The organism is Thermus hydrothermalis (genome assembly GCF_022760925.1).
GTDB lineage: Bacteria > Deinococcota > Deinococci > Deinococcales > Thermaceae > Thermus > Thermus hydrothermalis.
The window spans coordinates 63124-85228 of record NZ_JAKTNT010000005.1 but is presented as its reverse complement, the minus strand read 5'-3'; the positions used below and the strand labels follow the sequence as shown (position 1 = coordinate 85228).

General features: G+C 66.7%; 23 protein-coding genes. 15 read left to right on the top strand and 8 right to left on the bottom strand.

The window, feature by feature from the left end:
• Nucleotides 1-39 precede the first annotated feature (39 nt).
• From nadA to bfr, 3 genes are read left to right on the top strand one after another with little or no spacing between them, the layout of a single operon-like run.
• The gene (nadA, locus tag L0C60_RS04575) at nucleotides 40-963 is read left to right on the top strand and encodes a quinolinate synthase NadA (protein WP_234503983.1); all 924 of its coding nucleotides are present in this window, start codon (nucleotides 40-42) and stop codon (nucleotides 961-963) included.
• Nucleotides 963-2447, top strand: coding sequence for an L-aspartate oxidase (locus L0C60_RS04570; RefSeq protein WP_234503986.1), 1485 nt, complete (start codon nucleotides 963-965; stop codon nucleotides 2445-2447). The genes nadA and L0C60_RS04570 overlap by 1 nt, the downstream gene beginning before the upstream one ends.
• Before the next feature lie 19 nt (nucleotides 2448-2466).
• Nucleotides 2467-2943: a bacterioferritin gene (bfr, locus tag L0C60_RS04565; protein ID WP_234503988.1), complete on the top strand. Its 477-nt coding sequence runs from the start codon at nucleotides 2467-2469 to the stop codon at nucleotides 2941-2943.
• Here bfr and L0C60_RS04560 read toward each other — a convergent pair.
• The gene (locus L0C60_RS04560) at nucleotides 2940-3266 is read right to left on the bottom strand and encodes a winged helix-turn-helix transcriptional regulator (protein ID WP_071676174.1); all 327 of its coding nucleotides are present in this window, start codon (nucleotides 3264-3266) and stop codon (nucleotides 2940-2942) included. The genes bfr and L0C60_RS04560 overlap by 4 nt on opposite strands.
• 128 nt (nucleotides 3267-3394) lie before the next feature.
• On the opposite strand from L0C60_RS04560, the gene fbp reads away from it, so the two are divergent.
• Nucleotides 3395-4486, top strand: coding sequence for a fructose-1,6-bisphosphate aldolase/phosphatase (gene fbp / locus L0C60_RS04555; RefSeq protein ID WP_234503991.1), 1092 nt, complete (start codon nucleotides 3395-3397; stop codon nucleotides 4484-4486).
• Nucleotides 4487-4495: 9 nt separating this feature from the next.
• Nucleotides 4496-5110: a bifunctional 4-hydroxy-2-oxoglutarate aldolase/2-dehydro-3-deoxy-phosphogluconate aldolase gene (locus L0C60_RS04550; protein ID WP_234504011.1), complete on the top strand. Its 615-nt coding sequence runs from the start codon at nucleotides 4496-4498 to the stop codon at nucleotides 5108-5110.
• Here the strand turns inward: L0C60_RS04550 and L0C60_RS04545 are convergent.
• Nucleotides 5088-5849 (bottom strand): IclR family transcriptional regulator, encoded by a 762-nt coding sequence (locus tag L0C60_RS04545; protein WP_234504014.1) that lies wholly within the window; start codon nucleotides 5847-5849, stop codon nucleotides 5088-5090. The two genes, L0C60_RS04550 and L0C60_RS04545, sit on opposite strands and share 23 nt — an antisense overlap.
• A 171-nt stretch (nucleotides 5850-6020) precedes the next feature.
• Here L0C60_RS04545 and L0C60_RS04540 point away from each other — a divergent pair, with 171 nt between their 5' ends.
• From L0C60_RS04540 to L0C60_RS04510, 7 genes are read left to right on the top strand one after another with little or no spacing between them, the layout of a single operon-like run.
• Nucleotides 6021-6902: a C4-dicarboxylate TRAP transporter substrate-binding protein gene (locus L0C60_RS04540; RefSeq protein ID WP_243092540.1), complete on the top strand. Its 882-nt coding sequence runs from the start codon at nucleotides 6021-6023 to the stop codon at nucleotides 6900-6902.
• A gap of 43 nt (nucleotides 6903-6945) precedes the next feature.
• Nucleotides 6946-7398, top strand: coding sequence for a TRAP transporter small permease (locus L0C60_RS04535; protein WP_234504018.1), 453 nt, complete (start codon nucleotides 6946-6948; stop codon nucleotides 7396-7398).
• Nucleotides 7399-7402: 4 nt separating this feature from the next.
• Nucleotides 7403-8677 (top strand): TRAP transporter large permease, encoded by a 1275-nt coding sequence (locus L0C60_RS04530; protein WP_234504021.1) that lies wholly within the window; start codon nucleotides 7403-7405, stop codon nucleotides 8675-8677.
• A gap of 9 nt (nucleotides 8678-8686) precedes the next feature.
• Entirely contained in the window at nucleotides 8687-9391 is a 705-nt protein-coding gene (locus tag L0C60_RS04525; protein WP_234504024.1) for an SDR family oxidoreductase, read from the top strand.
• On the top strand, nucleotides 9388-10422 hold the full coding sequence (locus L0C60_RS04520) for an Ldh family oxidoreductase (RefSeq protein WP_234504025.1): 1035 nt from the start codon (nucleotides 9388-9390) through the stop codon (nucleotides 10420-10422). The genes L0C60_RS04525 and L0C60_RS04520 overlap by 4 nt, the downstream gene beginning before the upstream one ends.
• Nucleotides 10415-11344, top strand: coding sequence for a sugar kinase (locus L0C60_RS04515; protein WP_234504028.1), 930 nt, complete (start codon nucleotides 10415-10417; stop codon nucleotides 11342-11344). The genes L0C60_RS04520 and L0C60_RS04515 overlap by 8 nt, the downstream gene beginning before the upstream one ends.
• 11 nt (nucleotides 11345-11355) lie before the next feature.
• Nucleotides 11356-12087 carry an SDR family NAD(P)-dependent oxidoreductase gene (locus tag L0C60_RS04510; RefSeq protein WP_234504030.1) on the top strand — a complete coding sequence of 244 codons (732 nt, stop codon included), beginning with the start codon at nucleotides 11356-11358 and terminating at the stop codon, nucleotides 12085-12087.
• Here the strand turns inward: L0C60_RS04510 and paaZ are convergent.
• Genes paaZ through L0C60_RS04480 form a run of 6 tightly spaced genes read right to left on the bottom strand, consistent with a single transcriptional unit; the run spans nucleotide 12081 to nucleotide 17351 of the window.
• Complete coding sequence (gene paaZ / locus L0C60_RS04505; RefSeq protein ID WP_234504033.1) at nucleotides 12081-14072, bottom strand: phenylacetic acid degradation bifunctional protein PaaZ; 1992 nt, start codon at nucleotides 14070-14072, stop codon at nucleotides 12081-12083. The two genes, L0C60_RS04510 and paaZ, sit on opposite strands and share 7 nt — an antisense overlap.
• 2 nt (nucleotides 14073-14074) lie before the next feature.
• The gene (gene paaD, locus L0C60_RS04500) at nucleotides 14075-14530 is read right to left on the bottom strand and encodes a 1,2-phenylacetyl-CoA epoxidase subunit PaaD (RefSeq protein ID WP_234504037.1); all 456 of its coding nucleotides are present in this window, start codon (nucleotides 14528-14530) and stop codon (nucleotides 14075-14077) included.
• The gene (gene paaC, locus L0C60_RS04495) at nucleotides 14524-15285 is read right to left on the bottom strand and encodes a 1,2-phenylacetyl-CoA epoxidase subunit PaaC (protein WP_234504039.1); all 762 of its coding nucleotides are present in this window, start codon (nucleotides 15283-15285) and stop codon (nucleotides 14524-14526) included. Before paaC ends, paaD begins: the two co-directional genes overlap by 7 nt.
• Nucleotides 15275-15799, bottom strand: coding sequence for a phenylacetic acid degradation protein (locus tag L0C60_RS04490; protein ID WP_234504041.1), 525 nt, complete (start codon nucleotides 15797-15799; stop codon nucleotides 15275-15277). Before L0C60_RS04490 ends, paaC begins: the two co-directional genes overlap by 11 nt.
• A gap of 9 nt (nucleotides 15800-15808) precedes the next feature.
• Nucleotides 15809-16780: a 1,2-phenylacetyl-CoA epoxidase subunit PaaA gene (gene paaA / locus L0C60_RS04485; protein WP_234504043.1), complete on the bottom strand. Its 972-nt coding sequence runs from the start codon at nucleotides 16778-16780 to the stop codon at nucleotides 15809-15811.
• Entirely contained in the window at nucleotides 16767-17351 is a 585-nt protein-coding gene (locus L0C60_RS04480; RefSeq protein WP_234504045.1) for a TetR/AcrR family transcriptional regulator, read from the bottom strand. Before L0C60_RS04480 ends, paaA begins: the two co-directional genes overlap by 14 nt.
• 138 nt (nucleotides 17352-17489) lie before the next feature.
• Between L0C60_RS04480 and L0C60_RS04475 the strand changes: the two genes are divergently transcribed.
• The 3 genes from L0C60_RS04475 to L0C60_RS04465 are packed head-to-tail and all read left to right on the top strand — an operon-like array spanning nucleotide 17490 to nucleotide 22103.
• Complete coding sequence (locus tag L0C60_RS04475; protein ID WP_234504047.1) at nucleotides 17490-18650, top strand: TAXI family TRAP transporter solute-binding subunit; 1161 nt, start codon at nucleotides 17490-17492, stop codon at nucleotides 18648-18650.
• 1 nt (nucleotide 18651) lies between these two features.
• Nucleotides 18652-20541 carry a TRAP transporter permease gene (locus L0C60_RS04470; RefSeq protein ID WP_234504049.1) on the top strand — a complete coding sequence of 630 codons (1890 nt, stop codon included), beginning with the start codon at nucleotides 18652-18654 and terminating at the stop codon, nucleotides 20539-20541.
• Nucleotides 20538-22103 carry a thiamine pyrophosphate-binding protein gene (locus L0C60_RS04465; protein ID WP_234504052.1) on the top strand — a complete coding sequence of 522 codons (1566 nt, stop codon included), beginning with the start codon at nucleotides 20538-20540 and terminating at the stop codon, nucleotides 22101-22103. Before L0C60_RS04470 ends, L0C60_RS04465 begins: the two co-directional genes overlap by 4 nt.
• The last annotated feature ends 2 nt before the right edge of the window (nucleotides 22104-22105 follow it).

Below are 22105 nucleotides of genomic sequence, written 5' to 3'. Positions count from 1 at the left end.
GGCCAAAGAAGGGGGCCACGCCCCCGCGCCCGAAGGACCATGGAAAAAGAAGTCCTCATCCAGGAGATCCAGAAGCTCAAAGCCGAGCGCGAGGCGGTGATCCTCGCCCACTCCTACCAACGCCCCGAGGTGCAGGAGGTGGCGGACTTTGTGGGGGACTCCTTGGGCCTGGCCCGGGAGGCCCAACGCACAAAGGCGAAGGTGATCGTCTTCTGCGGGGTCCACTTCATGGCGGAAACCGCCGCCATCCTGAACCCGGGGAAGACCGTGCTCCTGCCGGACCTCGAGGCCGGCTGCTCCCTGGCGGACAGCATCCGCCCGGAGGACGTCCTCGCCTGGAAGGCGAAGCACCCGGACGGCATCGTGGTGGCCTACGTGAACACCAAGGCCGAGGTGAAGGCCCTAGCCGACGTGTGCGTCACCAGCGCCAACGCCCTCGAGGTGGTCTCCCGCTTGCCCCAGGACCGGCCCATCTACTTCGTCCCGGACATGTTCCTAGGGGCCTACGTGGCCCGCATGACCGGGCGGAAGCTAGACCTCTTCCCCGGGGAGTGCCACGTGCACGCCGGCATCCGCGAGGAGCACCTGAAAGCCCTCTTGGAGGCCCATCCCGGGGCGGAGTTTCTGATCCACCCCGAGTGCGGGTGCGGCACGGGCTGCCTCTACCTCAAGCCCGACGCCAAGATGCTCTCCACGGAGGGCATGGTGCGCTACGCCAAGGCCTCCGAGGGCAGAACCTTCGTGGTGGCCACGGAGGTGGGCATCCTCCACCGCCTGGAGAAGGAGGCCCCGGGCAAGGCCTTCTTTCCGGTGAAGCCGGACGCCATCTGCGAGTACATGAAGCGGATTACCCTGGAAAAGGTCTACCTCTCCCTGAAGGAGATGCGCCACGTGGTGCGGGTGCCCGAGGAGGTGGCCAGGAAGGCCCGGCGGGCCCTGGAGGCCATGGTGGCCGTGGGGTGATGGAGCGCCTCTCGGCGGACCTCCTTGTTCTCGGGGCCGGGGTGGCGGGGGTGTACGCCGCCTTGGCCGCGGAGGCTCGGGGCGCCAAGGTCCTCCTCCTGAGCAAGGACCCCCTGCCCTCGGGCTCCACCCCTTGGGCCCAGGGAGGGATCGCCTTCCCCTTGGACGAGGAGGACCTGGAGGCCCACCTCCAGGACACCCTGCGGGCCGGGCGGGGCCTGGTGGAGGAACGGGTGGCCCGGAGCCTTCTGGAGGAAGCCCCCCGCCACCTGGCGCGGCTTCAGGCCCTGGGGCTTCCCTTCCACCCCCAGCCCACCCGGGAAGGGGGGCACTCCCGGCCCCGGGTGCGCCACCTGGGGGGGGACCAAAGCGGCCTCCTCCTCCTCCAGGGGCTCCTCGCCCGGCTTAAAAGCCCCGTCCTCCAGGGCTACATGGCGGCAAGCCTCCTCCTCGCCCAGGGCCGGGTGGCGGGCGTTTGGGCCCTTTCCCCGGAAGGCCCCCTGGAAATCCGGGCCGGGGCCGTCCTCCTCGCCACCGGGGGACTGGGGCGGCTTTTCCCCGTGACCACCAACCCGGAAGGGGCCACGGGGGACGGGATGGCCTTGGCCTTCTGGGCGGGGGCGGTCCTCAGGGACCTGGAGTTCGTCCAGTTCCACCCCACCGCCCTCCCCAACGGGGCCCTGGTTTCCGAGGCCTGCCGGGGGGAAGGGGCCCTCCTCCTGAACGCCTGCGGGGAGCGCTTCATGGAGCGGTACGACCCCCTCCGGGAGCTCGCGCCCCGGGACGTGGTGGCCCGGGCGGTCCACCGGGAACGGGAGGCCACGGGAGGGGTCTTCCTGGACCTCAGGCCCATCCCCCGCCTGGAAGCCCGCTTCCCCACGGTGGTGGCCCAGGCCCGCGCCCTGGGGTTTGACCCCCTGAGGGAGCCCCTCCCTGTGGCCCCGGCGGCCCACTACGCCATGGGCGGGGTGAAGACGGACCTCTTTGGCCACACCGGCATCCCCGGGCTTTACGCCGCCGGGGAGGTGGCCTCCACGGGGTTCCACGGGGCGAACCGCTTGGCCTCCAATAGCCTTCTGGAGGGCCTGGTCATGGGGGAGCGGGCAGCCCTTGCCGCCCTGGAGGACCTGGCCTTTCCGCACGGGGCCGAGGCCCTTCCCGCCTGGACCCTGGACCCCGCCTACCTCCCCGCCCTAAGGGCCCAGATGGGGAAGGCGGGGGTGGTGCGCTCCGGGGAGGGCCTGCGGGAGGCCCTGGCCTTTGCCGAGGCCTTACCCCTGCGGCAAGTACCCCCCAGGGAGGCCACCCGGCCTTCCCTGGAGGCGGGGAACCTCGCCCTACTTGGGAAATGCCTCCTCCGCATGGCCCTCCTCCGGGAGGAAAGCCGCGGGGCCCACTTCCGGGAGGACTTTCCCCAGGAGGCGGAAGCGCCTTACCACCTCGAGGCCCAAGGCGGGGCGGTACGCCGGGTGCCCGTGGGTTAGAATGGGGGCGGAGGTTCCTATGAAAGGCCACCCCGAGGTCATCCAAAGCCTGCAGGAAAGGCTTTCCGAGGAGCTCGCCGCCATCTTGCAGTACATGGTCCATGCGGAGATGGCGGAGAACTGGGGCTTCAAAGCCCTCGCCCGCCACCTCAAGGCCCACGCCATCACGGAGATGCGCCATGCGGAAAAGCACATTGAGCGCATCCTCTTCCTGGAAGGCTTCCCCGAGGTAAGCCGCATCGGGGAGATCCGCATCGGCAAGAACGTGGAGGAGATCCTCTTCCGGGATTACGAAGGGGAACTGATGGCGGTCAAGGGCTACAACGAAACCATGAACCTGGCCCAGTCCTTAGGGGACAACGGCACCCGGGACATGGTGGCGGAGATCCTCAAGGACGAGGAAGCCCACGTGGACTGGCTGGAGGCGCAGCGGGAGTTGAAGGAGCAGATGGGCCTCGCCAACTACCTGCAGTACCTGGCGGGGGAGGCGGACTAGGCCACGGGGGCCTTCAGGTTCTTGCGGGCCCAGCGGTCAATGGCGGCGATGACCGCCTCCAGCTCCCGGCCCGCCTCCGTGAGGCTGTACCGGGTCCTGGGGGGCATGTGGGACTCCACCCGTTTCTCCACGAGGCCTAGGCTCACCAGGTGCTCGAGGCGCTGGGAAAGGGTAGCGGGGTTCACGCCCCCGATGGCCCGGGAGAGCTCGTTGAAGCCCTTAGGGCCCTCCAGGAGAGCCCGGATGATGTGCAGGGTCCACTTCTCCTGGAGGAGGTTGAGGGCCGCGTAAACCGGGCAGTAGGCCGCCTCGTGCTCGGCCATGGGCCTATTGTACCACGGGGACCCTCTGGGGCATTTTCCGCGCTTCCACGCCCAAAGCGAAACCCGGGCCATCCACCCTTGCTTTTCCCGTTCTCTATGTGGAAATATGGAAGAGAAAGGAGGGAGGTATGGAGGTCACGCTTTCCGTGCTTAAAGCGGATATCGGCTCCGTGGGCGGGCATACCCTGCCGAGCCCAAGGGTCCTTTCCCGGGTGAAGGAAGTGGTGCAGGAGGCGGTGGGCCGGCTCCTTTTGGACGCCTACGTCTTCCACATTGGGGACGATATCGTCCTCCTCTTAAGCCACACCCACGGCCCCCGCCACCCCGAGGTGCACGGTCTGGCCTGGAAGGCTTTCCAGGAGGGAACCCAGGTGGCCAAGGAAGAGGGGCTTTATGGGGCGGGGCAGGACCTCCTGAAGGACGCCTTCACCGGCAACCTCCACGGCCTTGGCCCCCAGGTGGCGGAGATGCGGTTTAAGGAGCGCCCCTCCGAGCCTTTCGTGGTCCTGGCGGCGGACAAGACCGAGCCCGGGGCCTTCAACCTGCCCCTTTACCTGGCCTTCGCCGACCCCATGTACTCCTCGGGCCTCCTCTTGTCCCCGGAGTTGCGGCCGGGCTTCCGCTTCCGCATCATGGACCTGGCCCAGACGGAGCGGGACAGCTACATCACCCTGGACGCCCCCGAGCGCCTTTACGATATCGCCACCCTCCTGCGCGACTCCCACCGCTTCGCCATAGAGTCCATCTGGTCCCGGAGGTACGGGGAGGTCGCCGCCGTGGTGAGCACCACGCGGCTTAGGAACATCGCCGGCCGCTACGTGGGCAAGGACGACCCCGTGGCCCTCATCCGCACCCAGAAGATCTTCCCCGCCACGGAGGAGCTCGGCCCCCCCTTCGCCCTCGCCCCCTTCGTGGCCGGGGACACCCGGGGGAGCCACCACCTGCCCCTCATGCCCGTAAAGGCCAACACCCCGGCCTCCACCTTCTTCTGCGTGCCCATGGTCTGTGGCCTCGCCTTTTCCCTAAGGGAGGGGCGGCTTTCCGAGCCCGTGGACCTCTTCGCTGACCCCGTGTGGGATGCGGTGCGGGCCAGGGTGGTGGAGAAGGCCCAGGAGATGCGCCGCCAGGGCTTCTACGGCCCCGCCATGCTTCCCATGGAGGAATTGGAGTACACGGGGATCGCCGAAAGGCTCAAAGAGCTCGCCCGGGAGTTCACGTAGCATGAAGCCGTGGAGGTCCTAGAGGCTTTGGCTAATGCCCGCCTCCTACCCCTCCTCACCGTGCGGGGCGGGGAGGACCTTTGGGCCTTGGCCCAGGCGTTGCGGGAAGAAGGCGTTGGGGTTTTGGAGATCACCCTCCGGACCCCCCAAGGCTTGGAAGCCTTGGGGGCATTGAGGGGTAGCGGCCTCCTCCTGGGGGCAGGCACGGTGCGGGGCCTCGAGGAGGCGAAAGCTGCCTTGGCTGCGGGGGCTCGCTTTTTGGTTTCGCCGGGCCTAAGGGAAGGGGTGGCCCGCCTGGCGCAGGAGGAAGGGGTGCCCTACTTCCCCGGCGTCCTTACGCCCACGGAGGTGGAAAGGGCTTTGGAGCTTGGCCTTTCCGTTCTCAAGTTCTTTCCCGCAGAACCCTTCCAGGGGGCCCAGGTACTGAAGGCCTACGCCGAGGTTTTTCCCGAGGTGCGTTTTCTGCCCACGGGCGGCATCAAGGAGGAGCACCTGCCCCTCTATGCCCCTTTGCCCAACCTGTTAGCTGTGGGGGGAAGCTGGCTTCTAACAGGGGATCCCGCGCAGATTCGCGCGCGGGTTCGTACGGCCAGGGCCCTTCTTAGGCTCCAAGCTCGCGGCTGATGCGCCGAGCGGCTTCCCGTACCTTCTCGGCTACCTCGGGAATGCGGTCCTCGTCCAGGTAGATGGCAGCGGTGGACACGCTTACCGCCGCCACGGGCTCCCCTTGCCCGTTCAGGATCGGGGCAGCCACGCACCGCACCCCGGGTTCGTTCTCCTCCAGGTCTAGGGCATATCCCCGGATCCGAGTGGCGCGCAGCTCTTCCCGAAAAGCTTGATAGTCGCCAAGGGTTCTTGGGGTGCGCTTCAGGCCTGGAGTGAAGGCTTCCTGCCACCGCTCTTCGGGGAGGAAGGCCAGGATGGCCTTGCCTAAGGCAGTGGATTGAGCAGGGAAACGGCTTCCGATCTGGCTCGCCAGTACGAGTTCCCGCTTGCCGGGGACCTTGTCAATGTAGACCACCTCTTTTCCTTCCAGGACGGCCAAGTGCACGGTCTCCCTCGTGGCGTCCCGAAGGGCCTCGAGGTGGGAACGGGCGAGGGTGGGAAGGTGCAGCTGGCCGTAGGCCTTAAAGCCTAGGCGGATGAGCTTGGGTCCCAGGAAGTACCCCCTTCGCGGTTCGTGGCGTAGGTAGCCCGCCCGGGTCAGTGCGCTGAGGATTCGGTAGGCGGTGCTCCGGCTGAGCCCTAACGAATCGGCGAGGGCTTTGAGCTCATGCACCCCCTCGGCTACCTGCTCCAGGAGCCACAGGCCGCGAAGGAGGGTTTGGGCGCCTTCTGGGTCTTCTAACGTTAACCGACGCATGTTCCCATTATATGGGAACAAGTATCCTATTGACAATATGTGGGATTAGGTAGTATATAGTGAGACGAAAAGGAAAGGCGGTGAAGAGCAATGCGGCGTATTGCGGTTTTGGTTGTCGGTCTGGCGCTGGGGCTAGCCTGGGCACAGACGTATACCCTCCGCTTTAACCACGTGCTTGGGCCCAACCACCCCTACCACGCGGGCTTGCAGGCCTGGGCGGAACGCGTGGCGCAACGGACCAACGGGGACCTGCGCATCCTGGTCTTCCACAGCGCCCAGCTCGGGGTGGAAGAGGACATCATTGAGCAGCTGCGCCAAGGGGTGCCCGTGGGCCAGAACACCGACGGGGCACGCTTGGGCAACTACGTCAGGGAGCTCGGCGTTTTCAACGGCCCTTACTTTGTGGACGACTACGCCACGGTAGAGCGCCTAACCACCCTACCCGTGGTGCAGGGTTGGATTGAGCGCCTAGCCCAGCAGTACGGAATCCGCGTCCTCTGCTTTAACTGGGTTCAGGGTTACCGGCACTTCATGACCAACCGGCCCGTGCGCCGCCCCGAAGACCTGCGTGGCCTGCGCATACGCACGCCGCCAGCACCCGTCTGGCAAGAGTCCGTGCGGGCCTTGGGGGCTACGCCCGTGGCCCTACCCTTCGGGGAGATCTACTCTGCCCTGCAGCAACGGGCCATAGACGGGGCCGAGCTCGTTTACGCCAACATTCCCGACATGAGCTTGTGGGAAGTTCTGCGCTATGTGAACGAGACCAAGCACTTCCTCCTTATCAACTTTGAGGTGGTGGGGGAGGCTTGGTATCGGCGCCTACCTGCCAATTACCGGCAGATCCTCCGGGAAGAGTGCGTGCGGGCTGGCCGGGAAACCTCCCAACGCATCGCAGCGGAAGAGGAGCGCATCAAGGCCCTTATCCAGCAACGGGGCATGACCATCGTGAGCGACGTGGACCTCGCTGCTTTCCGGCGGGCAGCGGAAACGGCCTACGAGCGCTTGGGGCTTAAGAGCATCCGGGATGCCTTGTATCAGGCCCTAAGGCGGTAGGAGGCAAAGCAGCGCCAAGGGTGGCAAGGGAAGGGGGGTAAGGTTGCGGCACCGGATCTTGCGTCTAGAGCAAGCCCTAGCGCAAGCTTTCCTCGCTGCCTGCGCCCTTATCGTCTTTGCGGGGGGTGTGGGGCGCTTCCTGGGACATCCCTTGGACTGGTCCATGGACTTTGCTACCTTCTGTTTTGCTTGGGCGGTTTTCCTGGGGGCGGACCTGGCCTTAAGGGAGGACCGGCACGTGGCGGTGGATAACTTGGTGCGCCTCCTTCCCCCAAGGGTGCGCCGCTGGGTGCAGGCGGCGACTTGGGCCCTCGTGGCCGTGTTCCTGTTGGCCCTCTTTGTGTATGGCCTGGTGGCGGCTTACCAGGCCCGCTTTCGCAGCTTCCAGGGGATACCGGGTTTCAGCTACGGGTGGGTCATGCTAAGCGTGAGTTTGGGAAGCCTTCTCATGCTCACCACCGCTTTAGAGCGGTTCCGTCGGGTCCTCAAGGGATAAAAACATGCTCTTGAGCTTCCTCGTCTTCCTGAGCCTCGTTGTGCTAGGAATGCCCGTGGTTTTCGCCATTGGGATCGGGGGGTTGGTCTTTTTCCTCACCCATTCCGAGCTCCAGCTCGTCATGCCGGTCCAGCTGGCGCTGGCGGAGACCCAAAACTTTTCCCTCTTGGCCATCCCCACCTTCATCCTGGCCAGCAACCTGATGAACGAGCTGGGTGTGACCCGGAGGCTCCTCCTCTTCGCCCATACCCTCACGGGCTTCCTGCGGGGTGGCCTGGCCCAGGTGAGCGTGCTCTTGGGCTTTCTTATGGGAGGTGTCTCGGGATCAGCCATCGCGGACGCCACCATGCAGGCCAGGCTCCTAGGGCCCGAGATGGTGCGTCGGGGGTACTCCAGGGGTTTCATCGCGGCGCTCCAGGGGTTTTCCGGCCTTCTGGCCGTGGCGATCCCGCCGAGCATCGGCCTTATCCTTTACGGCAGCATCGGGCAGGTGTCCATTGGCCAGCTTTTCGCTGGAGGGATCGGGGTAGGGGTGCTCATGGCCCTGGCGTACATGCTCACCGTGGCCGTGCTTGCCCAAAGGAGAGGGTACCTTCCGGAAAGCCCTACCCCGCCTAGCGGTTCCGCGCTCCTTAAGGCACTCAGGGAAAGCTTTTTCGCCGTGCTCTTTCCCTTCCTTCTCCTCGCGGCGCTACGCTTCGGCGTGTTCGTCCCCTCCGAGGTGGGGGCGGCTGCGGTGGTCTATGCCCTTTTCGTGGGTTTCGTTTACCGGGAGCTTTCCTGGGAGCGCATAGGGCGGGCCTTGGAACACTCCGTGAGGGATGTGGGTATGGTGGCCCTCCTCATCAGCATGGCAGCGGTGTTGGGGTATGGGATGAAGTGGGAGATGTTTCCCCAAAAGGTCTCCGCCTTTCTCCTGGAAGCTATTCAGAACCCTCAGGTGGCCCTTCTCCTCATCCTGTTATGCTTGCTCCTCCTCGGCACCATCCTGGACTCCACGGTCATGATCATCCTGCTCACCCCTATCCTGGTGCCCGCTGCCAAGGCTATGGGGATAGACCTGGTCTATTTCGGAGTGCTCATGGTCCTCACCTGCGCCGTGGGGCTTTTGACCCCCCCGGTGGGGCTTTCCATGTACTCCGTCTGCTCGGTTATGGGTTGCGGCCTCGGGGAGTACGTGCGGGAAGGGTGGCCTTTCCTGGTGGCCACCCTCTTGGTCCTCCTCTTGGCCTACTTCTTCCCTGGCGTGGTCCTCTTCCTGCCCCGGCTCCTCTTTTAGAGGTGAGGTATGCGGCTTAGAGGCAAGAAGGCGCTGGTCATTGCGGCAGGGCAGGGCATTGGGCGGGCTATTGCCGAGGCCTTTCAGCGAGAGGGGGCCGAGGTCCTGGCGGCCACCCTCCACCCCGAGAAGCTTGCGGGGGTGCTCCCTGCCGTGGGATTAGATGCGCGGGACAAGCAAGCCCTCTTCTCCCTCATTCAGGGGCTAGACCGGTTGGACGTCCTCGTTAACGCCCAGGGCGTCGTACCCGTGGGAGGGATTTTGGAGGCCACGGATGAGGACTGGGACAACGCCTTCCTCCTCAACGCCAAGAGCATGTTTTGGTCCATGCAGGCTGCACTCCCCAAGATGGCCGCCCAGGGGGGAGGGAGCGTGATCAACATCGCCTCTGTGGCCGCTTTTAAGATGGTGCCCAAGCGCTTCGTGTATGCGGCCACCAAAGCGGCGGTGGTGGCCATGACCAAGGCGGCTGCCCTGGAGTTTGCCCCTTATGGGGTGCGCGTCAACGCCATCTGCCCGGGTACGGTGGATACGCCCTCCCTTCGGGAACGGGCAGGGGGAGAAGAAGGTCTTAGGGCCTTCGCCGAGCGGCAACTCTTAAAGCGCCTGGGCCGGCCCGAAGAGATCGCCGCCCTGGCCGTTTACTTGGCTTCTGACGAGGGGGCCTTCGCCACGGGGAGCGCCTTCGTGGTGGATGGGGGAATGAGCCTATGAGGTGGCAGGCGGATTTCCTCAGGGCTTGGACGGAAGCCGTCCTCCGCCAAGCGGGGGCGGATCTGCCCTCCGCCCAGGCGGTGGCCTGGGCCTTGGTGGAGGCTGACCTGAGGGGCGTGTCAAGCCACGGCCTCTTGCGCCTGCCCATTTACCTGCGCCGCCTCGAGGCGGGCCTGGTGAACCCAAGCCCCTGTCTTCCCGTGGAGCGCAAAGGCCCCGTGGCCCTCTTGGATGGAGAGCACGGCTTTGGCCCCCGGGTAGCCCTAAGGGCGGTGGAGCTCGCTGGCGAGCTTGCCCAGACCCACGGCCTTGGAGCCGTGGGGGTAAGGCGGAGCACCCACTTTGGCATGGCGGGGCTTTACGCGGAAAAGCTTGCCCAGCAGGGCTTGCTGGCCCTGGTCACCACCAACGCCGAGCCCGACGTGGTGCCCTTTGGGGGTAAGGAGAAGGCCCTGGGTACCAATCCCCTGGCCTTTGCTGCGCCCGCCCCCCAGGGGATCCTGGTGGTGGACCTTGCCACCTCGGAAAGCGCCATGGGGAAGGTCTTCCTGGCCCGGGAAAAGGGCGAGAGGATACCCCCGAGCTGGGGGGTGGACCGGGAGGGCCGGCCCACGGAGGACCCGGGGGAGGTATACGCCCTAAGGCCCCTCGGCGGCCCCAAGGGGTACGCCCTGGCCCTTTTGGTGGAGGTGCTCTCCGGCGTACTCACAGGGGCGGGTGTAGCCCATGGCATCGGCCGCATGTACGAGGAATGGGACCGCCCCCAGGACGTGGGCCACTTCGTCTTGGCCCTTGACCCCAAGGCCTTCGTGGGCCAGGAGGCGTTCTTGAGGCGGATGGGGGAGTTGTGGGCTGCCGTGAAGGCTACCCCTCCTGCTCCAGGCCACGAGGAGGTCTTCATGCCGGGAGAACGGGAAGCGAGGCGGCGGGCGGAGGCTTGGAAGGAAGGGGTAGAGCTTCCGGAAAAGCTTGTGGCCGAACTGCGGGCCCTAGGCCACCGCTACAACGTTCCCTGGAGGGACGATGCCTGAGGTGGTAACCGCGGGGGAACCTTTGGTGGCCCTGGTGCCCCAGGGCCTGGGGCGCCTTCGGAGCCAGCACCTGTTGGAGGCCTACGTGGGCGGTGCCGAGGTAAACGTGGCGGTAGCCCTGGCCCGCCTTGGGGTAAGGGTGGGGTTTGTAGGCCAGGTGGGGGAGGATGAGCTGGGCGCCATGGTCATGGAAAAGCTCAGGGCAGAAGGGGTGGACCTTACCCAGTTCCGGCGGGTGGCTGGCTTCACGGGTCTCTACTTGCGGGAATATTTGCCCTTGGGTAAGGGCCGGGCCTTTTACTACCGGAAGGGCTCAGCGGCAAGCAACCTGGCTCCAGGCGCCTTTGACCCGGACTACCTCCAAGGTAGCTCCTTCTTTCACCTGAGCGGCATCACGCCTGCCCTTAGCCCCTCCTGCCGGGCCTTTAGCCTGTGGGCCATGGCGGAAGCGAAGAGGAGGGGCGTGCGGGTGAGCCTAGATCTCAACTACCGCCAGGCCCTTTGGCCTCCCCAGGAGGCCCTGGCCTTCTTGGATGAGGCCCTTCCCTTGGCAGACCTGGTGTTTTTGAGCGAGGAAGAGGCCCGCCTGCTCTTCGGGGATGAAGAAGGGGCCTTGCGGCGCCTAAGGGCCCCGGAGGTGGTTCTCAAACGGGGGCCCAGGGGGGCCGTGGCCTTTGGGGAGGGCGGTAGGGTAGAGGAGGAGGCCTTCCCGGTGGCGGCGGTGGACCCCGTGGGGGCGGGGGATGCCTTTGCCGCAGGGTACCTGGCGGGGCACCTCTGGGGGCTTCCGGTGGAGGAACGCCTCAGGCTAGGCAACCTCCTCGGGGCCTGTGTGGCGGCAAGCCGGGGGGATCACGAGGGCACCCCCTACCGCGAGGACCTCGAGGTCCTTCGGCAGCAGGGAATGGGCATGGTGCGTTAGGGAGGACAACCATGAGAACGGCGCTGGTGACCGGAGGGAGCCGCGGCATTGGGCGGGCCATCGCCGAGGCCCTTTTGCGGAAGGGCTTTCGCGTGGCTATTGCCAGCCGGAATCCGGAGGAGGCGGTGGCCGCCTTACAGAAGGAGGGGTGGCCCGCTTTGGCCCTGAAAAGCGACCTGGAAACGGAGGATCCGGCAAGGCTTGTGGAGGACGCCCATCGGGCCCTAGGGGGGCTCCACGTGCTGGTGCACGCTGCGGCGGTGAACGTGCGGAAGCCGGCCCTGGAGCTTGCCTACGAGGAGTGGCGGCGCGTTCTTTACCTCCATCTGGATGTGGCCTTTCTCCTCGCCAAGGCGGCGGCGCCCCGCATGGCGGAGGCCGGCTGGGGCCGGATCCTCTTCCTCGGCTCCGTGACCACCTTCACGGGAGGCGGCCCGGTGCCCATTCCCGCCTACACCACGGCCAAGACGGCCCTCTTGGGCCTCACCCGCGCCCTGGCTAAGGAATGGGCCCCCTTGGGGATCCGGGTCAACCTCCTTTGCCCGGGGTACGTGGAGACGGAGTTCACCCTTCCCGTACGGCAAAACCCTGAGCTCTATGGCCCCATCACCGCCCGCATCCCCCTGGGCCGCTGGGCCAAGCCCGAGGAGATCGCCCAGGTGGCCGCGGTTCTCTGCGGGGAGGAGGCGGAGTACCTCACGGGCCAGGCGGTGGTGGTGGACGGGGGCTTCCTCGCTTATTGAGGCTTCCGCGCCACCAGGGTGAGGAGGGTGTAAGTGGCCACGGTCTTGCCCTCCTGGTTCACCACCTCTACCGCCCACTCCACCACCCCGGTCCTCTCGTCCCGGGGGCGCTTGGCCTTCACCGTGAGGCGGGCCTGGAGGGTGTCCCCGATCCCCACGGGCTCGGTGAAGCGGAGGCCTTCCAGGCCGTAGTTGGCGAGGACCGGCCCCGGGGCCGGGTCCACGAAAAGCCCGGCGGCGGCGGCCAGGACGAAGTACCCGTGGGCCACCCGTTTGCCGAAGAGGCTCTTTTGGGCCGCAAGCTCGTCCGTGTGGGCGTAGAAGTGGTCCCAGGAGAGGTGGGCGAAGAGGGCGATGTCCGCCTCGGTTACCGTGCGGCGGTGGGTGGTGAGGGTTTCCCCCACCACGAGCTCCTCGTAGGCCTTGCGGAAGGGGTGGACCTGGGCCTCGGTTTCCGCCCCCTTGGCGTACTCCGCGAGGAGGGCTTGGAGGCTTTGGGGGTCCCCTTGGAGGGCCAGGCGGGCCAGGTGCCGCTTCACGGAGAGGAGCCCCCCAAGCTCCTCCCCACCCCCCGCCCGGCCCGGACCGCCGTGGAGGAGGCGGGGGAGGGGGGAGCCGTGGCCCGTGGAGGCCTGGGCGTCCCGGCGGTTTAGGAGGTGGAGCCTGCCCACCTCTCCCGAAAGCCCCAGAAGGTAGAAGCGGGCCTCCTCGGGGTCGGGGGTGGCCAGGGTGGCCACGAGCATTCCGCCGCCCATGCGGGCGAGGCGCAGGGCCTCCTCCCGGGTGCGGTAGGGGAAGAAGGTGGCCACGGGGCCGAAGGGTTCTACCCGGTGGAGGGCCTCCCGCCAGGGGTCTTGGGCGAGGAGGAGGGTGGGGGGGAAGAAGGCTCCGTCCTTCCGGCCCTCGTGCTGCCAGTAGACCTGGGCGCCCGCTTCTAGGAGGGCCGCCACCGCCCCTTCCACCTCCTCCTTCTGGGCCAGGGAGGCGAGGGGGCCTAGGTCCACCCCTTCTTCCCGGGGGTCGCCCAGGCGCAAGGGAGCGAGGCGGGCCCGGGTGGCCTCGAGGAGGGCCGGAAGCCTTTCCTCCGGCACCAGGACCCGGCGGATGGCGGTGCACCGCTGCCCGCTTTTGATGGCGAGCTCCCGGGCGATCTCCTCGGCGAGGCGGAGAAGCTCCTCTTCCCCGGCCTCCTCCCCCAGGATGGCGGCGTTTAGGGAGTCCGTTTCGGCGTTGAAGTGGGCTCCCCGTTCCAGGAAGGCGGGGTGGCGCCTCAGGCGGTCCGCCGTGGCCTTGGAGCCCGTGAAGTAGAGGCTATCCCGGTAGTCCAAGGCGTCCAGGGCATCCCCAAGGCCCCCGGCCACGAACTGGAAGCTCCCCTCGGGGAGGAGGCCCGATTCCAGCATCATCCGGGCCAGGGCCTCGGCCACGTGGGCCGTGGGGGTGGCGGGCTTGGCCAGGGTGGGCACCCCGGCGAGGAAGGCGGGGGCGAACTTCTCCAAAAGGCCCCAGACGGGGAAGTTGAAGGCGTTCACCTGGAGGGTAATCCCTCCCTTGGGCCCGAGGACGTGCCGCCCCTGGAAGGAGAGGTCCTTGGAAAGGGGGAGGTAGTCCTCCTCCGGGAGGAGGTTCCCCTCGGGGAGAGTGCGGGCGAGGCTTGCGTAGGCGTAGAGGACCCCAATCCCCCCGTCCACGTCGTACCAGGCGTCCCGCCTTGTGCCCCCCGTGGTGGCGTAGAGGCGGTAAAGCGCCTCCTTCCGCTCCGAGAGGTACTGGGCGAGGGCCCTAAGCCGCCTTCCCCGCTCCTGGAAGCCCAAGGCGAGAAGGGCCTTCCCTCCCACCTCCCGCCCGTAGGCGATGGCCTCCTTGAGGGGAAGGCCCTCCGCCGTGGCCCGGGCGAGCTCCGCATGGGTGGTGGCGTCCCGGATGGGGACGCCTTCCCCCTCCCCTTCCCGCCATTGGCCTAGAAGGTAGCTTTTTAGCTTCATGCTTACACCGCCTTAAACGCCTCAAAGACCTCACCGCAGGAGGCGCACTGGTAGAGCATCTTGCAGAGGGTGGCCCCGAAGGCGTTTTTGAGGACCACCTCCCGGCCGCCGCACCGGGGGCAGGGGGGGTCCTGGTGGGCCAGGGGCAGGGGCAGGGGCGGGGCGATGCCGTAGGCGGAAAGCTTCCCCTTGGCCTCCTCGGTCATGGCCTCCGTGGACCAAGGGGTGCGGGCCTCCTCCACCTCCACCGCCTCCGCCCCCGCCGCCTTCAGGGCCTTTACGATCTCCTCGCGGATGAGCCTCAGGGCGGGGCAGCCCGAGAAGGTGGGGCGGAAGCGTACCTTGACCCGGCCCCCCTCCGCCTCAATCCCCAGGACCATCCCCATCTCCACAATGTTCAGGACAGGGATCTCCGGGTCCTTGACGCCCTTTAGGGCCTCCCAGTAGCGGTCTACCACGCCTTGGCCTCCGGATCCCAGCGGGCCACGGACTGCATCTCGGCGAGCAGGGACCATAGGTACTCCGTGTGCTCCTTGCGGCTTTTGGGGACGTAGCCCCCCTGGGGGGGCTTGAGTCCCGAGCGCTCCAGGTGCCGGGTCACCTCCTCCAGGTAGGGGGCCTCGAGGGCCTTCAGGTCCGGCACCACCCCCGCCTCCACCAGGGCCTCCTCCTCGGGGAGGGGGACGAAGAGCTGCTTGGCGTAGGGGAAGAGGAGCTCAAGGGCCTCCTGGGCGCGGCGGTGGCTTTCCTCGGTGCCCTGGCCTAGGCGCTCCACCCAGAGGGCGCTGTGCTTTAGGTGGAAGCGCTCCTCCTTCCGGATACGGCCCGCCACCTCCCTTAGGGGCTCGTAGGCGCTTTTCTCCGCCTCCTTGAGCCAAAGGTTCTCGTAGGCGTCAAAGAGGTACTGCCGCACCATGGTGAAGGCCCAGTCCCCCTTGGGGAGCTCCACCAGGATGGCGTTCTGGTACGCCAGGGGGTCGCGGAAGAAGACCAGGTGGTCGGGGTCGGAGCCGTCCAGCTCCTGGCGGAGTTCTAGGTACAGCTTGGCGTGGCCCAGCTCGTCCTGGGCCAGGTTGGCGATGGCGATGTCCTCCTCGAGGATGGGCGCATGGGCCACCCACTCGGAAAGGCGCTGGGCTAAGACCACCTCGTCGTCGGCCAAGGCGGTGAGCTTGGCCACGAGGGCTTCCTTGAGGTAGGGGTCAAGGGGCATCCTCCACCTCCCGAGCGGTGATGAGGCCGTAGTAGCTCTGCAGGCGGTAGGTCTTCTCCTTGGCGGGGGCGAACCAGCTCTCTATGACCTCCTCCTTGGGCTCCGTGCCCACCACCAGCCCCTCCGGCACCGCCCAGAAGGCCACCCCCTGGGCGTGGAGGAGGGCTTCCCTTATGGCGGAGGCGGGCCCCCGGGCGAGGAAGCGGCCCACCAGGTCCCCGTAGACCATGCTCCGGCGGTGGCTCCGCTTGGCGAAGACCCAGTAGGCCTCCTCCGGGCCCTCCTCCGTCCCTTCCGCCCAAGGCCCCTTTAGCCCTTCCTGGGTCACGTGGAAGAAGGCCTCCGCCGGGGCCACGAAGAGGGCGTAGGCGGAGGGGCGGCGCACGAAGACGTGCCGGGCGAGGAGCAGGGCGTGCTCGGGGTCCGTGGCGTGCACCGAGCCCACCATCTGGGGGGGGCTTTTGGGCGTGTCCTGCTTGATCACCTCGTACCGGGACCACTCCGTTCCCCACATGGCTTCCCCCTAGTCCGCCGCCTGGGCCAGCCGCCTTTTGGCGTGGGCCTCCATGGCCTCCCGCACCCAGCGCCCCTCCTCGTGGGCCCTTCGCCTCGCCAGGAGGCGGTGCCGGTTCATGGGGCCTTCCCCGTTGATGACCTTCCAGAACTCATCCCAGGGGATGGGCCCGTGGACCCAGTTCCCCGTCTTCTCGTCGTAGCGGAGGTCGGGGTCAGGGGGCACAAGCCCCGCCTCCAAAAGCTCGGGCACGTGCTCGTTCAGGAACTCCTGGCGGATCTGGTCGTTGGTCTTGGTCTTGATGCCCCAGCGGAGGAGGAGGGGGGTGTGGGGGGAGTCCGTGTCGTGGGGCCCCGCCATCATGAGGGTGGGCCACCACCAGCGGTTCAGGGCGTCCTGGACCATCTGCCGCTGCTTTCTAGACCCCTTGGCGTAGAGGAGGACCGCCTCCTTCCCCTGCTTGTGGTGGAAGGTTTCCTCGGCGCAGATGCGCACCATGGCCCGGGAGTAGGGCCCGTAGGAGCACTGGGCCAGCATGGTCTGGTTCTTGATGGCCATGCCGTCCACCAGCCAGCCGATGATGCCCACGTCCGCCCAGGTGAGGGTGGGGTAGTTGAAGATGTTGGAGTACTTGGCTCGGCCCGAGAGCAACGCCTCCACCATCTCCTCCCGCGTCACCCCCAGGGTTTCGGCGGCGTGGTAGAGGTACTGGCCGTGCCCCGCCTCGTCCTGCACCTTGGCCAGGAGGATGAGCTTGCGCCTTAGGGAGGGAGCCCGGGTAATCCAGGCCCCTTCGGGGAGCATGCCCACCCACTCGCTATGGGCGTGCTGGGAGATCATGCGGACGAGTTGACGGCGGTACTCCGCTGGCATCCAGTCTCCCGGTTCAATCTTCTCTCCCCGGGCGATCCTGGCCTCAAACTCCGCAAGCCTCTCCGGATAGTCCGGGTCTTCGGGGTAGCCGATCCTAAGCTTGACCATCCTCGCCTCCTTCCTCCACGCCTAGGGCCCGGAGCACGAGCCTGGCGTAGGCTTCCGAAAGCTCGTCTAGGGAAAGGGGGCCATTGGGCCGGTACCACTGGTAGGTCCAGTTGAGGGCGGAGAGGACGAAGAGGGTGGCGAGGCGGACATTTCCCACCCGGAAGACCCCCTTTTCCACCCCTTCCTGGACCACCCCCTGCACCCCCTCCTCGTAGCGGCGCCTCAGGGCCTTGGCCTCCTCGAGGAGGGGCGGGGAGAGGTGCTTCCACTCGTGGAAGAAGACCGTGGCCCGGGGAAGCTCCTCGGCGATGACCCTAAGGTGCCCCTTCACCAAGGCCCGCATCCGCTCCACGGGGTTGCCTTCCGGAAGGCTTTGCAAGACGGCAAGGAAGCGCTCCGCCGCCTGCCGCACCACCTCCAGGAGGATCTCTTCCTTGGACTGGATGTGGGCGTAGAGGCTTCCCCCCTGCAGGTTCAGGTGGCGGGCGAGCTCCCGCATGCTGGTGGCGTGGTAGCCCCTCTGGCTGAAGAGGGTGCCTGCCACGTGGAGGATCTCGTCCCGGCGCTCCATGGCTAACGGTCGTTTGTTAGTTTCGCATACCCGGGGCGAAGGGACAAGTGTCCTGGCTCACCTTTCTTCCTCCGCTTGACCGCTGGGGATAAGTGGGGTAGCATGGATTCCAACCGAATGGTCGGTAAGGAGGGCAGGATGGGGTGGAAAAAGGTCTGCGTATGGGTTTTCCTCTACTCGTCCCTGGTGGGCTTGGCCCAGGGAACCGCCTCCTGGCCGAGGCAGCTCCTCTTCGGCTCCACGGAGGTGGGCACGGCGGGCTATTCCCTGCTGGTGGCCTGGTCGGGGGAGTTTGCCAGTGCCACAGGGGTCCAGGTGCGGGTTGCCCCCGGCGCCACGCCCACCATAACGGGGTGGCTGTTGGAGCGCCGGGTGGACTTCATTTCCGCCCCACTGACGGTGTTGGTGGAGTCTTTAGACGGGGAGGCAGGCTACCGTCCCGGGCCCCTGCGGGTGGTCTATCCCGCCATCCTGACCCCCTGGGGCCTCATGACCCGCGGGGATACCCCTTACCGACGGGTGCAGGACATAGGACCCGGGGTGCGGGTGGCTTGGCCCCCCTTCTCTTACTTCCACCGCATTTTGGATGGGCTCTTCGCTTGCCGGGGGATTAGCCGGGAACAGGTGCGCTTGGTGCCGGTTGCCAACTACAGCGCCAACTCGCGGGTGATTGCCGAGGGGGGTGGGGCGGACATAGCCTTCACCTCGCCTGTTTCCGATGTCAACGTGGAGGTGGAGGGCAACCCCAGGGGGATACGCTGGCTTCCCGTGCCCACCGCGCAGGAAGACCGTACCTGCCTTCTCCGGTGGCAGTGGGCATACCCCCTTCTCAAACTCACCCGGCCTGCGGACATAGGGGTTACCTCGGCTCGAGGGGTGCGGATGTTCGTCATCCCAAGCGTCTACTACACCCGGGCCGATGTGGACGAAGCCTTGGCCTATCAGCTGGTGAAGTGGTGGGACGAGAACCACGCCCTTTATAAGGACAAGCACGCCATGGCCCGTTACCAAACCCTGGAAAGCCTGCGCTTCCTGGTGGAGAACCTGTCCGTGCCCCTCCATCCCGGAACCGTGCGGTACCTGAGGGAAAAGGGCCTGTGGAACCAGGAGTTGGAGGCAAGGCAGCAAGCCTCCGTCCGCCTAGCGGACCAGTACACCACCCTCTACGAAAGGGCCCTGGCCCTCGCCCGCTCCCGCCGGATCAGCACCGATCCCGCAAGCGAGGCCTGGCAGCGGTTCTGGCGGGAGTTCCTGACGCAAAACCGCGTGCCCCGCTTCTCCGAAGTGTGGAGGCCCTAAGATGGAGGGGCGCTGGGACAAGCTCCCCGCGTGGGTTCGGGTTTGGATACGGAGCACCTCCTTCTTGGGTGTAGCCTTAATCCTGTACTACCTCTTGGGTAGCCCCTTCGTTGGGTTCGCCATCTTGGACTTCAGCTATTACTGGTTGCTTTTGGCCCTCTACTTGCCTGTGGTCTTTCTCCTCTTTCCCGCCCGTCCCCAGGACGCCCGGCCCCGGTGGTACGATTATGCCCTCGCCTTGGGCGTTTCGGCCACGGGGCTTCTCCTCGCCTGGCATGGTCCCAGCATGGTCCTTCGGCCCTGGACCAACCCGGAAGCCCTTTGGCAGGTGGCCTTGGCCCTCTTCCTCTTGGGGGTGGTGCTGGAGGGGGCCAGGCGGGTAGGCGGGATGGGCTTCGCCTTGGTGACCCTGGTCCTGGCGGCCTACCCCTTGTTGGCCCCTTACTTGCCAGGCCTTCTCTGGGGGCCTTCCCTTCCGTGGCAGGAGGTCCTGGGCTACGCCGTTTACTCCACCCAGGGGCTTTTAGGCCTACCCATGCGCACTGTGGGCGAGCTCTTGGTGGGTTTCCTCCTCCTTGCCGCCTTTCTGGTGGCCCTGGGGGCCGGGCAGGTCTTTTTGGAGGTGGCTGCAGCCCTTTTCGGCTGGACCCGAGGAGGGGCCGCCAAGATGAGCGTGGTGGCGAGCGCCTTTTTCGGCAGCCTGAGCGGGAGCATCCTCTCCAACGTGGCCAGTACGGGAAGCCTCACCATTCCCGCCATGATCCGCTCTGGGTTTCCCCGGACCTACGCGGCGGCGGTGGAGGCGTGTGCCTCCACGGGGGGCGTGCTCATGCCCCCGGTGATGGGGGCCGTGGCGTTTGTCATGGCCAACCTCCTAGGTGTGCCGTACGGCCAGGTGGTGGCTGCAGCCCTCCTGCCCTCCCTGCTTTACTACCTGTCCCTCTTCGCCCACGTGGACCTCTACGCCGCCCACCACGGGTTTCGGGGCTTGCCCCGCGCCGAACTTCCTTCCTTGGGACCGAGCCTACGCCGGGGGCTTCCTTTCCTGCTAGCCTTAGGTTTTCTGGTCTTCGCCCTCCTGTACCTTCGCCTGGAGCGCCTCGCTCCCCTATATGCCCTGGGCTTTCTGCTCCTCGCCTCGGGAAGGGGATTGCGATGGGAAGCCTTGGACCGTGCCCTGGTGGGCGCCGCTTCCCTCATCGGCCAGACCCTGGCCCTCATCCTCCCTGTAGGGCTTATCCTTGCCGGGCTTGTGGGAACGGGGGTGGCCCCGGCCCTCACGGGGGCCTTGGTGCGGATGGGCGCGGAAAACCTCTACATAGTCCTCTTGGTAGGGGTGGCCATCGCCTTCGTTTTGGGGATGGCAGGGGTGATGGTGGCCGCCTATATCCTCCTCGCCGTAACCCTGGCACCCGCCCTTGTGGGCGTTGGGGAGTTTTCCCCCCTAGCGGTTCACCTCTTCATCGCCTACTGGTCCATGCTCTCCGCCATCACCCCCCCTGTGGCCGTGGCCGCCTTTTTGGCCGCCCGCATAGCGGGGGCCTCGCCCATGGGGGCGAGCTTTACCGCAGCCAAGCTGGGGCTTGCCATTTACTTTCTCCCCTTCTTCTTCCTCTTTGAGCCTGCTTTAATCCTCCAGGGAAGCCCTCTCTCCGTGGCCTACCATCTGGCCTTGGCCGCGCTAGGGCTTCTCTTTTTGGTGGGGGCTTTGGAAGGGTATTTCTGGGGCTTAGGCCCTCTTCCCCTTTGGGCGAGGGTCGTCTTCGGGGTTGGTGGCGTCCTTTGTGCCATCCCGGAAAGCCTAACCAGTTTCCTCGCCCTTCCGGGGCTTTTGCTCGTGGCCCTAGGCCTGCGCCGGCGGGTGGGGCGGAAAGGGAGCGTGGAAGGATGACCGCACGGGAAAGCGCCCACCGGTGGCTTCGGGAGCGGGGTATCTCCTGGGCCTTCGGCAATCCGGGTTCCACCGAGATCCCTTTCCTCCTGGGCCTAGAGGAGGTAGCCCGTTACGTCCTCGGCCTGCACGAGGGCGTGGCGGTGGCCATGGCCGATGGGTACGCCCAGGCCAGCGGTCGGGTGGCCTTGGTAAACCTCCACGCGGCGCCGGGCCTGGGGAACGCCATAGGGGCGCTCTACACCGCTCGGAAGAACCGCTCACCGCTCCTTGTCACCGTGGGCCAGCAAGATCGCCGGCACCTCTTTCGCGATCCCCTCCTTTCCGGACCCCTGGTGGAGATGGCGCGCCCCGTGACCAAGGCTGCCTTTTCCGTGGAGCGGGGAGCTGATCTTCCGGAGGCCCTGGAGCGGGCCTACCACCTGGCCATGACTCCTCCTCGAGGGCCCGTGGTGGTGGCCATCCCCATGGATCTCTGGGAGGAGGAGGCCCCACCCCCTAGGCTTAAGGTCCTCCTTGCCCCTGGCCCGGCCCAGGGCCTAGAGGCTTTGGCCGAGGCCCTGGCCCAGGCCACCCACCCTGCCCTGGTCCTGGGGGGTGGGACAGACACGCCTTTGGCTCGCCAGGCGGCCCTCCGCCTCGCCGAGGCCTTGGGCGCCCCTGTTTTCTCGGACCCCATAAGCCCGCGCCACCCCTTTCCCACGCAGCACCCCCTCTACCGTGGGGTGCTACCTCCTGTGGCCCAACGGATCCGGGAGGTCCTCGAGGCCTTTGATGCGGTCCTGGTAGCTGGCGCGCCCTGCTTCCTCCTTTACCCTTACTCCCCAGGCCCCGCGGTGCCCGCAGGCACCCAGCTTTTCCTCCTTACCGATGACCCCGAGGAGGCGGCCCGGGCGGAAGCCCAGGAGGTCTACTTGGGCGATGTGGCCTTGGGGTTAGAGCGCCTCTCCCGGCTGGTCCTGCCCCAGGCAAGGGCGGTACCCCAGGGTACCCCCACCCCTTTGCCCGCCCCCTATAGCCCTTCGGGCCGCCTGAACCCCCCTTACGCGGCGGCCCGCCTCGCCCAAGCCCTGTCCTTGCGGTTCGTCGTGGACGAGGCCATCTCCCTAAGCGGGGCTTTCCGGCGCCACCTGCGCCAGGAAGGGGGAGGCTACCTCCATGGGGCGAGCGGGGGATTGGGTTTTGCCGCGGCCGCCGCCGTAGGGGCCGCCTTGGCTGGACAAAGGGCCGCGGCGGTGGTGGGGGAGGGAAGCTTCCTCTTCACACCCCAGGTGCTTTACACAGCTAGGGAGTTTAAGGCGGACGTGCTATTTGTGGTCCTCAACAACGGGGGATACGGTATTCTCAAGGGCTTCGCCCAAAGCCTCTACTCCGGCCAGGCAGAGCGGGTCCCGGGCCTTGCCCTTTCGGGAGTGGATTTTTGCCAGCTGGCCCAAGCCTTCGGCGTTCCCGCAGCCAGGGTGGAGGACCCAGAAAGTCTAGAAGCGACCCTGGCGACGCTTCCCGCCGGGCCGTTCCTCCTGGAGGTGGTGGTGGACCCCACACCCCACCCCGCCTTCTAAAG

Bases quoted from the DNA above. Each gene is read 5' to 3' on its own strand.
- L0C60_RS04570 (WP_234503986.1), top strand. From the start codon at position 963: ATGGAGCGCCTCTCGGCGGACCTCCTTGTTCTCGGGGCCGGGGTGGCG.
- paaZ (WP_234504033.1), bottom strand. From the start codon at position 14,072: ATGAAGCTAAAAAGCTACCTTCTAGGCCAATGGCGGGAAGGGGAGGGG.
- L0C60_RS04530 (WP_234504021.1), top strand. From the start codon at position 7,403: ATGCTCTTGAGCTTCCTCGTCTTCCTGAGCCTCGTTGTGCTAGGAATG.
- L0C60_RS04525 (WP_234504024.1), top strand. From the start codon at position 8,687: ATGCGGCTTAGAGGCAAGAAGGCGCTGGTCATTGCGGCAGGGCAGGGC.
- nadA (WP_234503983.1), top strand. From the start codon at position 40: ATGGAAAAAGAAGTCCTCATCCAGGAGATCCAGAAGCTCAAAGCCGAG.
- L0C60_RS04465 (WP_234504052.1), top strand. From the start codon at position 20,538: ATGACCGCACGGGAAAGCGCCCACCGGTGGCTTCGGGAGCGGGGTATC.
- L0C60_RS04520 (WP_234504025.1), top strand. From the start codon at position 9,388: ATGAGGTGGCAGGCGGATTTCCTCAGGGCTTGGACGGAAGCCGTCCTC.
- L0C60_RS04470 (WP_234504049.1), top strand. From the start codon at position 18,652: ATGGAGGGGCGCTGGGACAAGCTCCCCGCGTGGGTTCGGGTTTGGATA.
- L0C60_RS04510 (WP_234504030.1), top strand. From the start codon at position 11,356: ATGAGAACGGCGCTGGTGACCGGAGGGAGCCGCGGCATTGGGCGGGCC.
- bfr (WP_234503988.1), top strand. From the start codon at position 2,467: ATGAAAGGCCACCCCGAGGTCATCCAAAGCCTGCAGGAAAGGCTTTCC.
- L0C60_RS04515 (WP_234504028.1), top strand. From the start codon at position 10,415: ATGCCTGAGGTGGTAACCGCGGGGGAACCTTTGGTGGCCCTGGTGCCC.
- L0C60_RS04545 (WP_234504014.1), bottom strand. From the start codon at position 5,849: ATGCGTCGGTTAACGTTAGAAGACCCAGAAGGCGCCCAAACCCTCCTT.
- L0C60_RS04490 (WP_234504041.1), bottom strand. From the start codon at position 15,799: ATGTGGGGAACGGAGTGGTCCCGGTACGAGGTGATCAAGCAGGACACG.
- paaA (WP_234504043.1), bottom strand. From the start codon at position 16,780: ATGGTCAAGCTTAGGATCGGCTACCCCGAAGACCCGGACTATCCGGAG.
- L0C60_RS04480 (WP_234504045.1), bottom strand. From the start codon at position 17,351: ATGGAGCGCCGGGACGAGATCCTCCACGTGGCAGGCACCCTCTTCAGC.
- fbp (WP_234503991.1), top strand. From the start codon at position 3,395: ATGGAGGTCACGCTTTCCGTGCTTAAAGCGGATATCGGCTCCGTGGGC.
- L0C60_RS04560 (WP_071676174.1), bottom strand. From the start codon at position 3,266: ATGGCCGAGCACGAGGCGGCCTACTGCCCGGTTTACGCGGCCCTCAAC.
- L0C60_RS04475 (WP_234504047.1), top strand. From the start codon at position 17,490: ATGGGGTGGAAAAAGGTCTGCGTATGGGTTTTCCTCTACTCGTCCCTG.
- paaC (WP_234504039.1), bottom strand. From the start codon at position 15,285: ATGCCCCTTGACCCCTACCTCAAGGAAGCCCTCGTGGCCAAGCTCACC.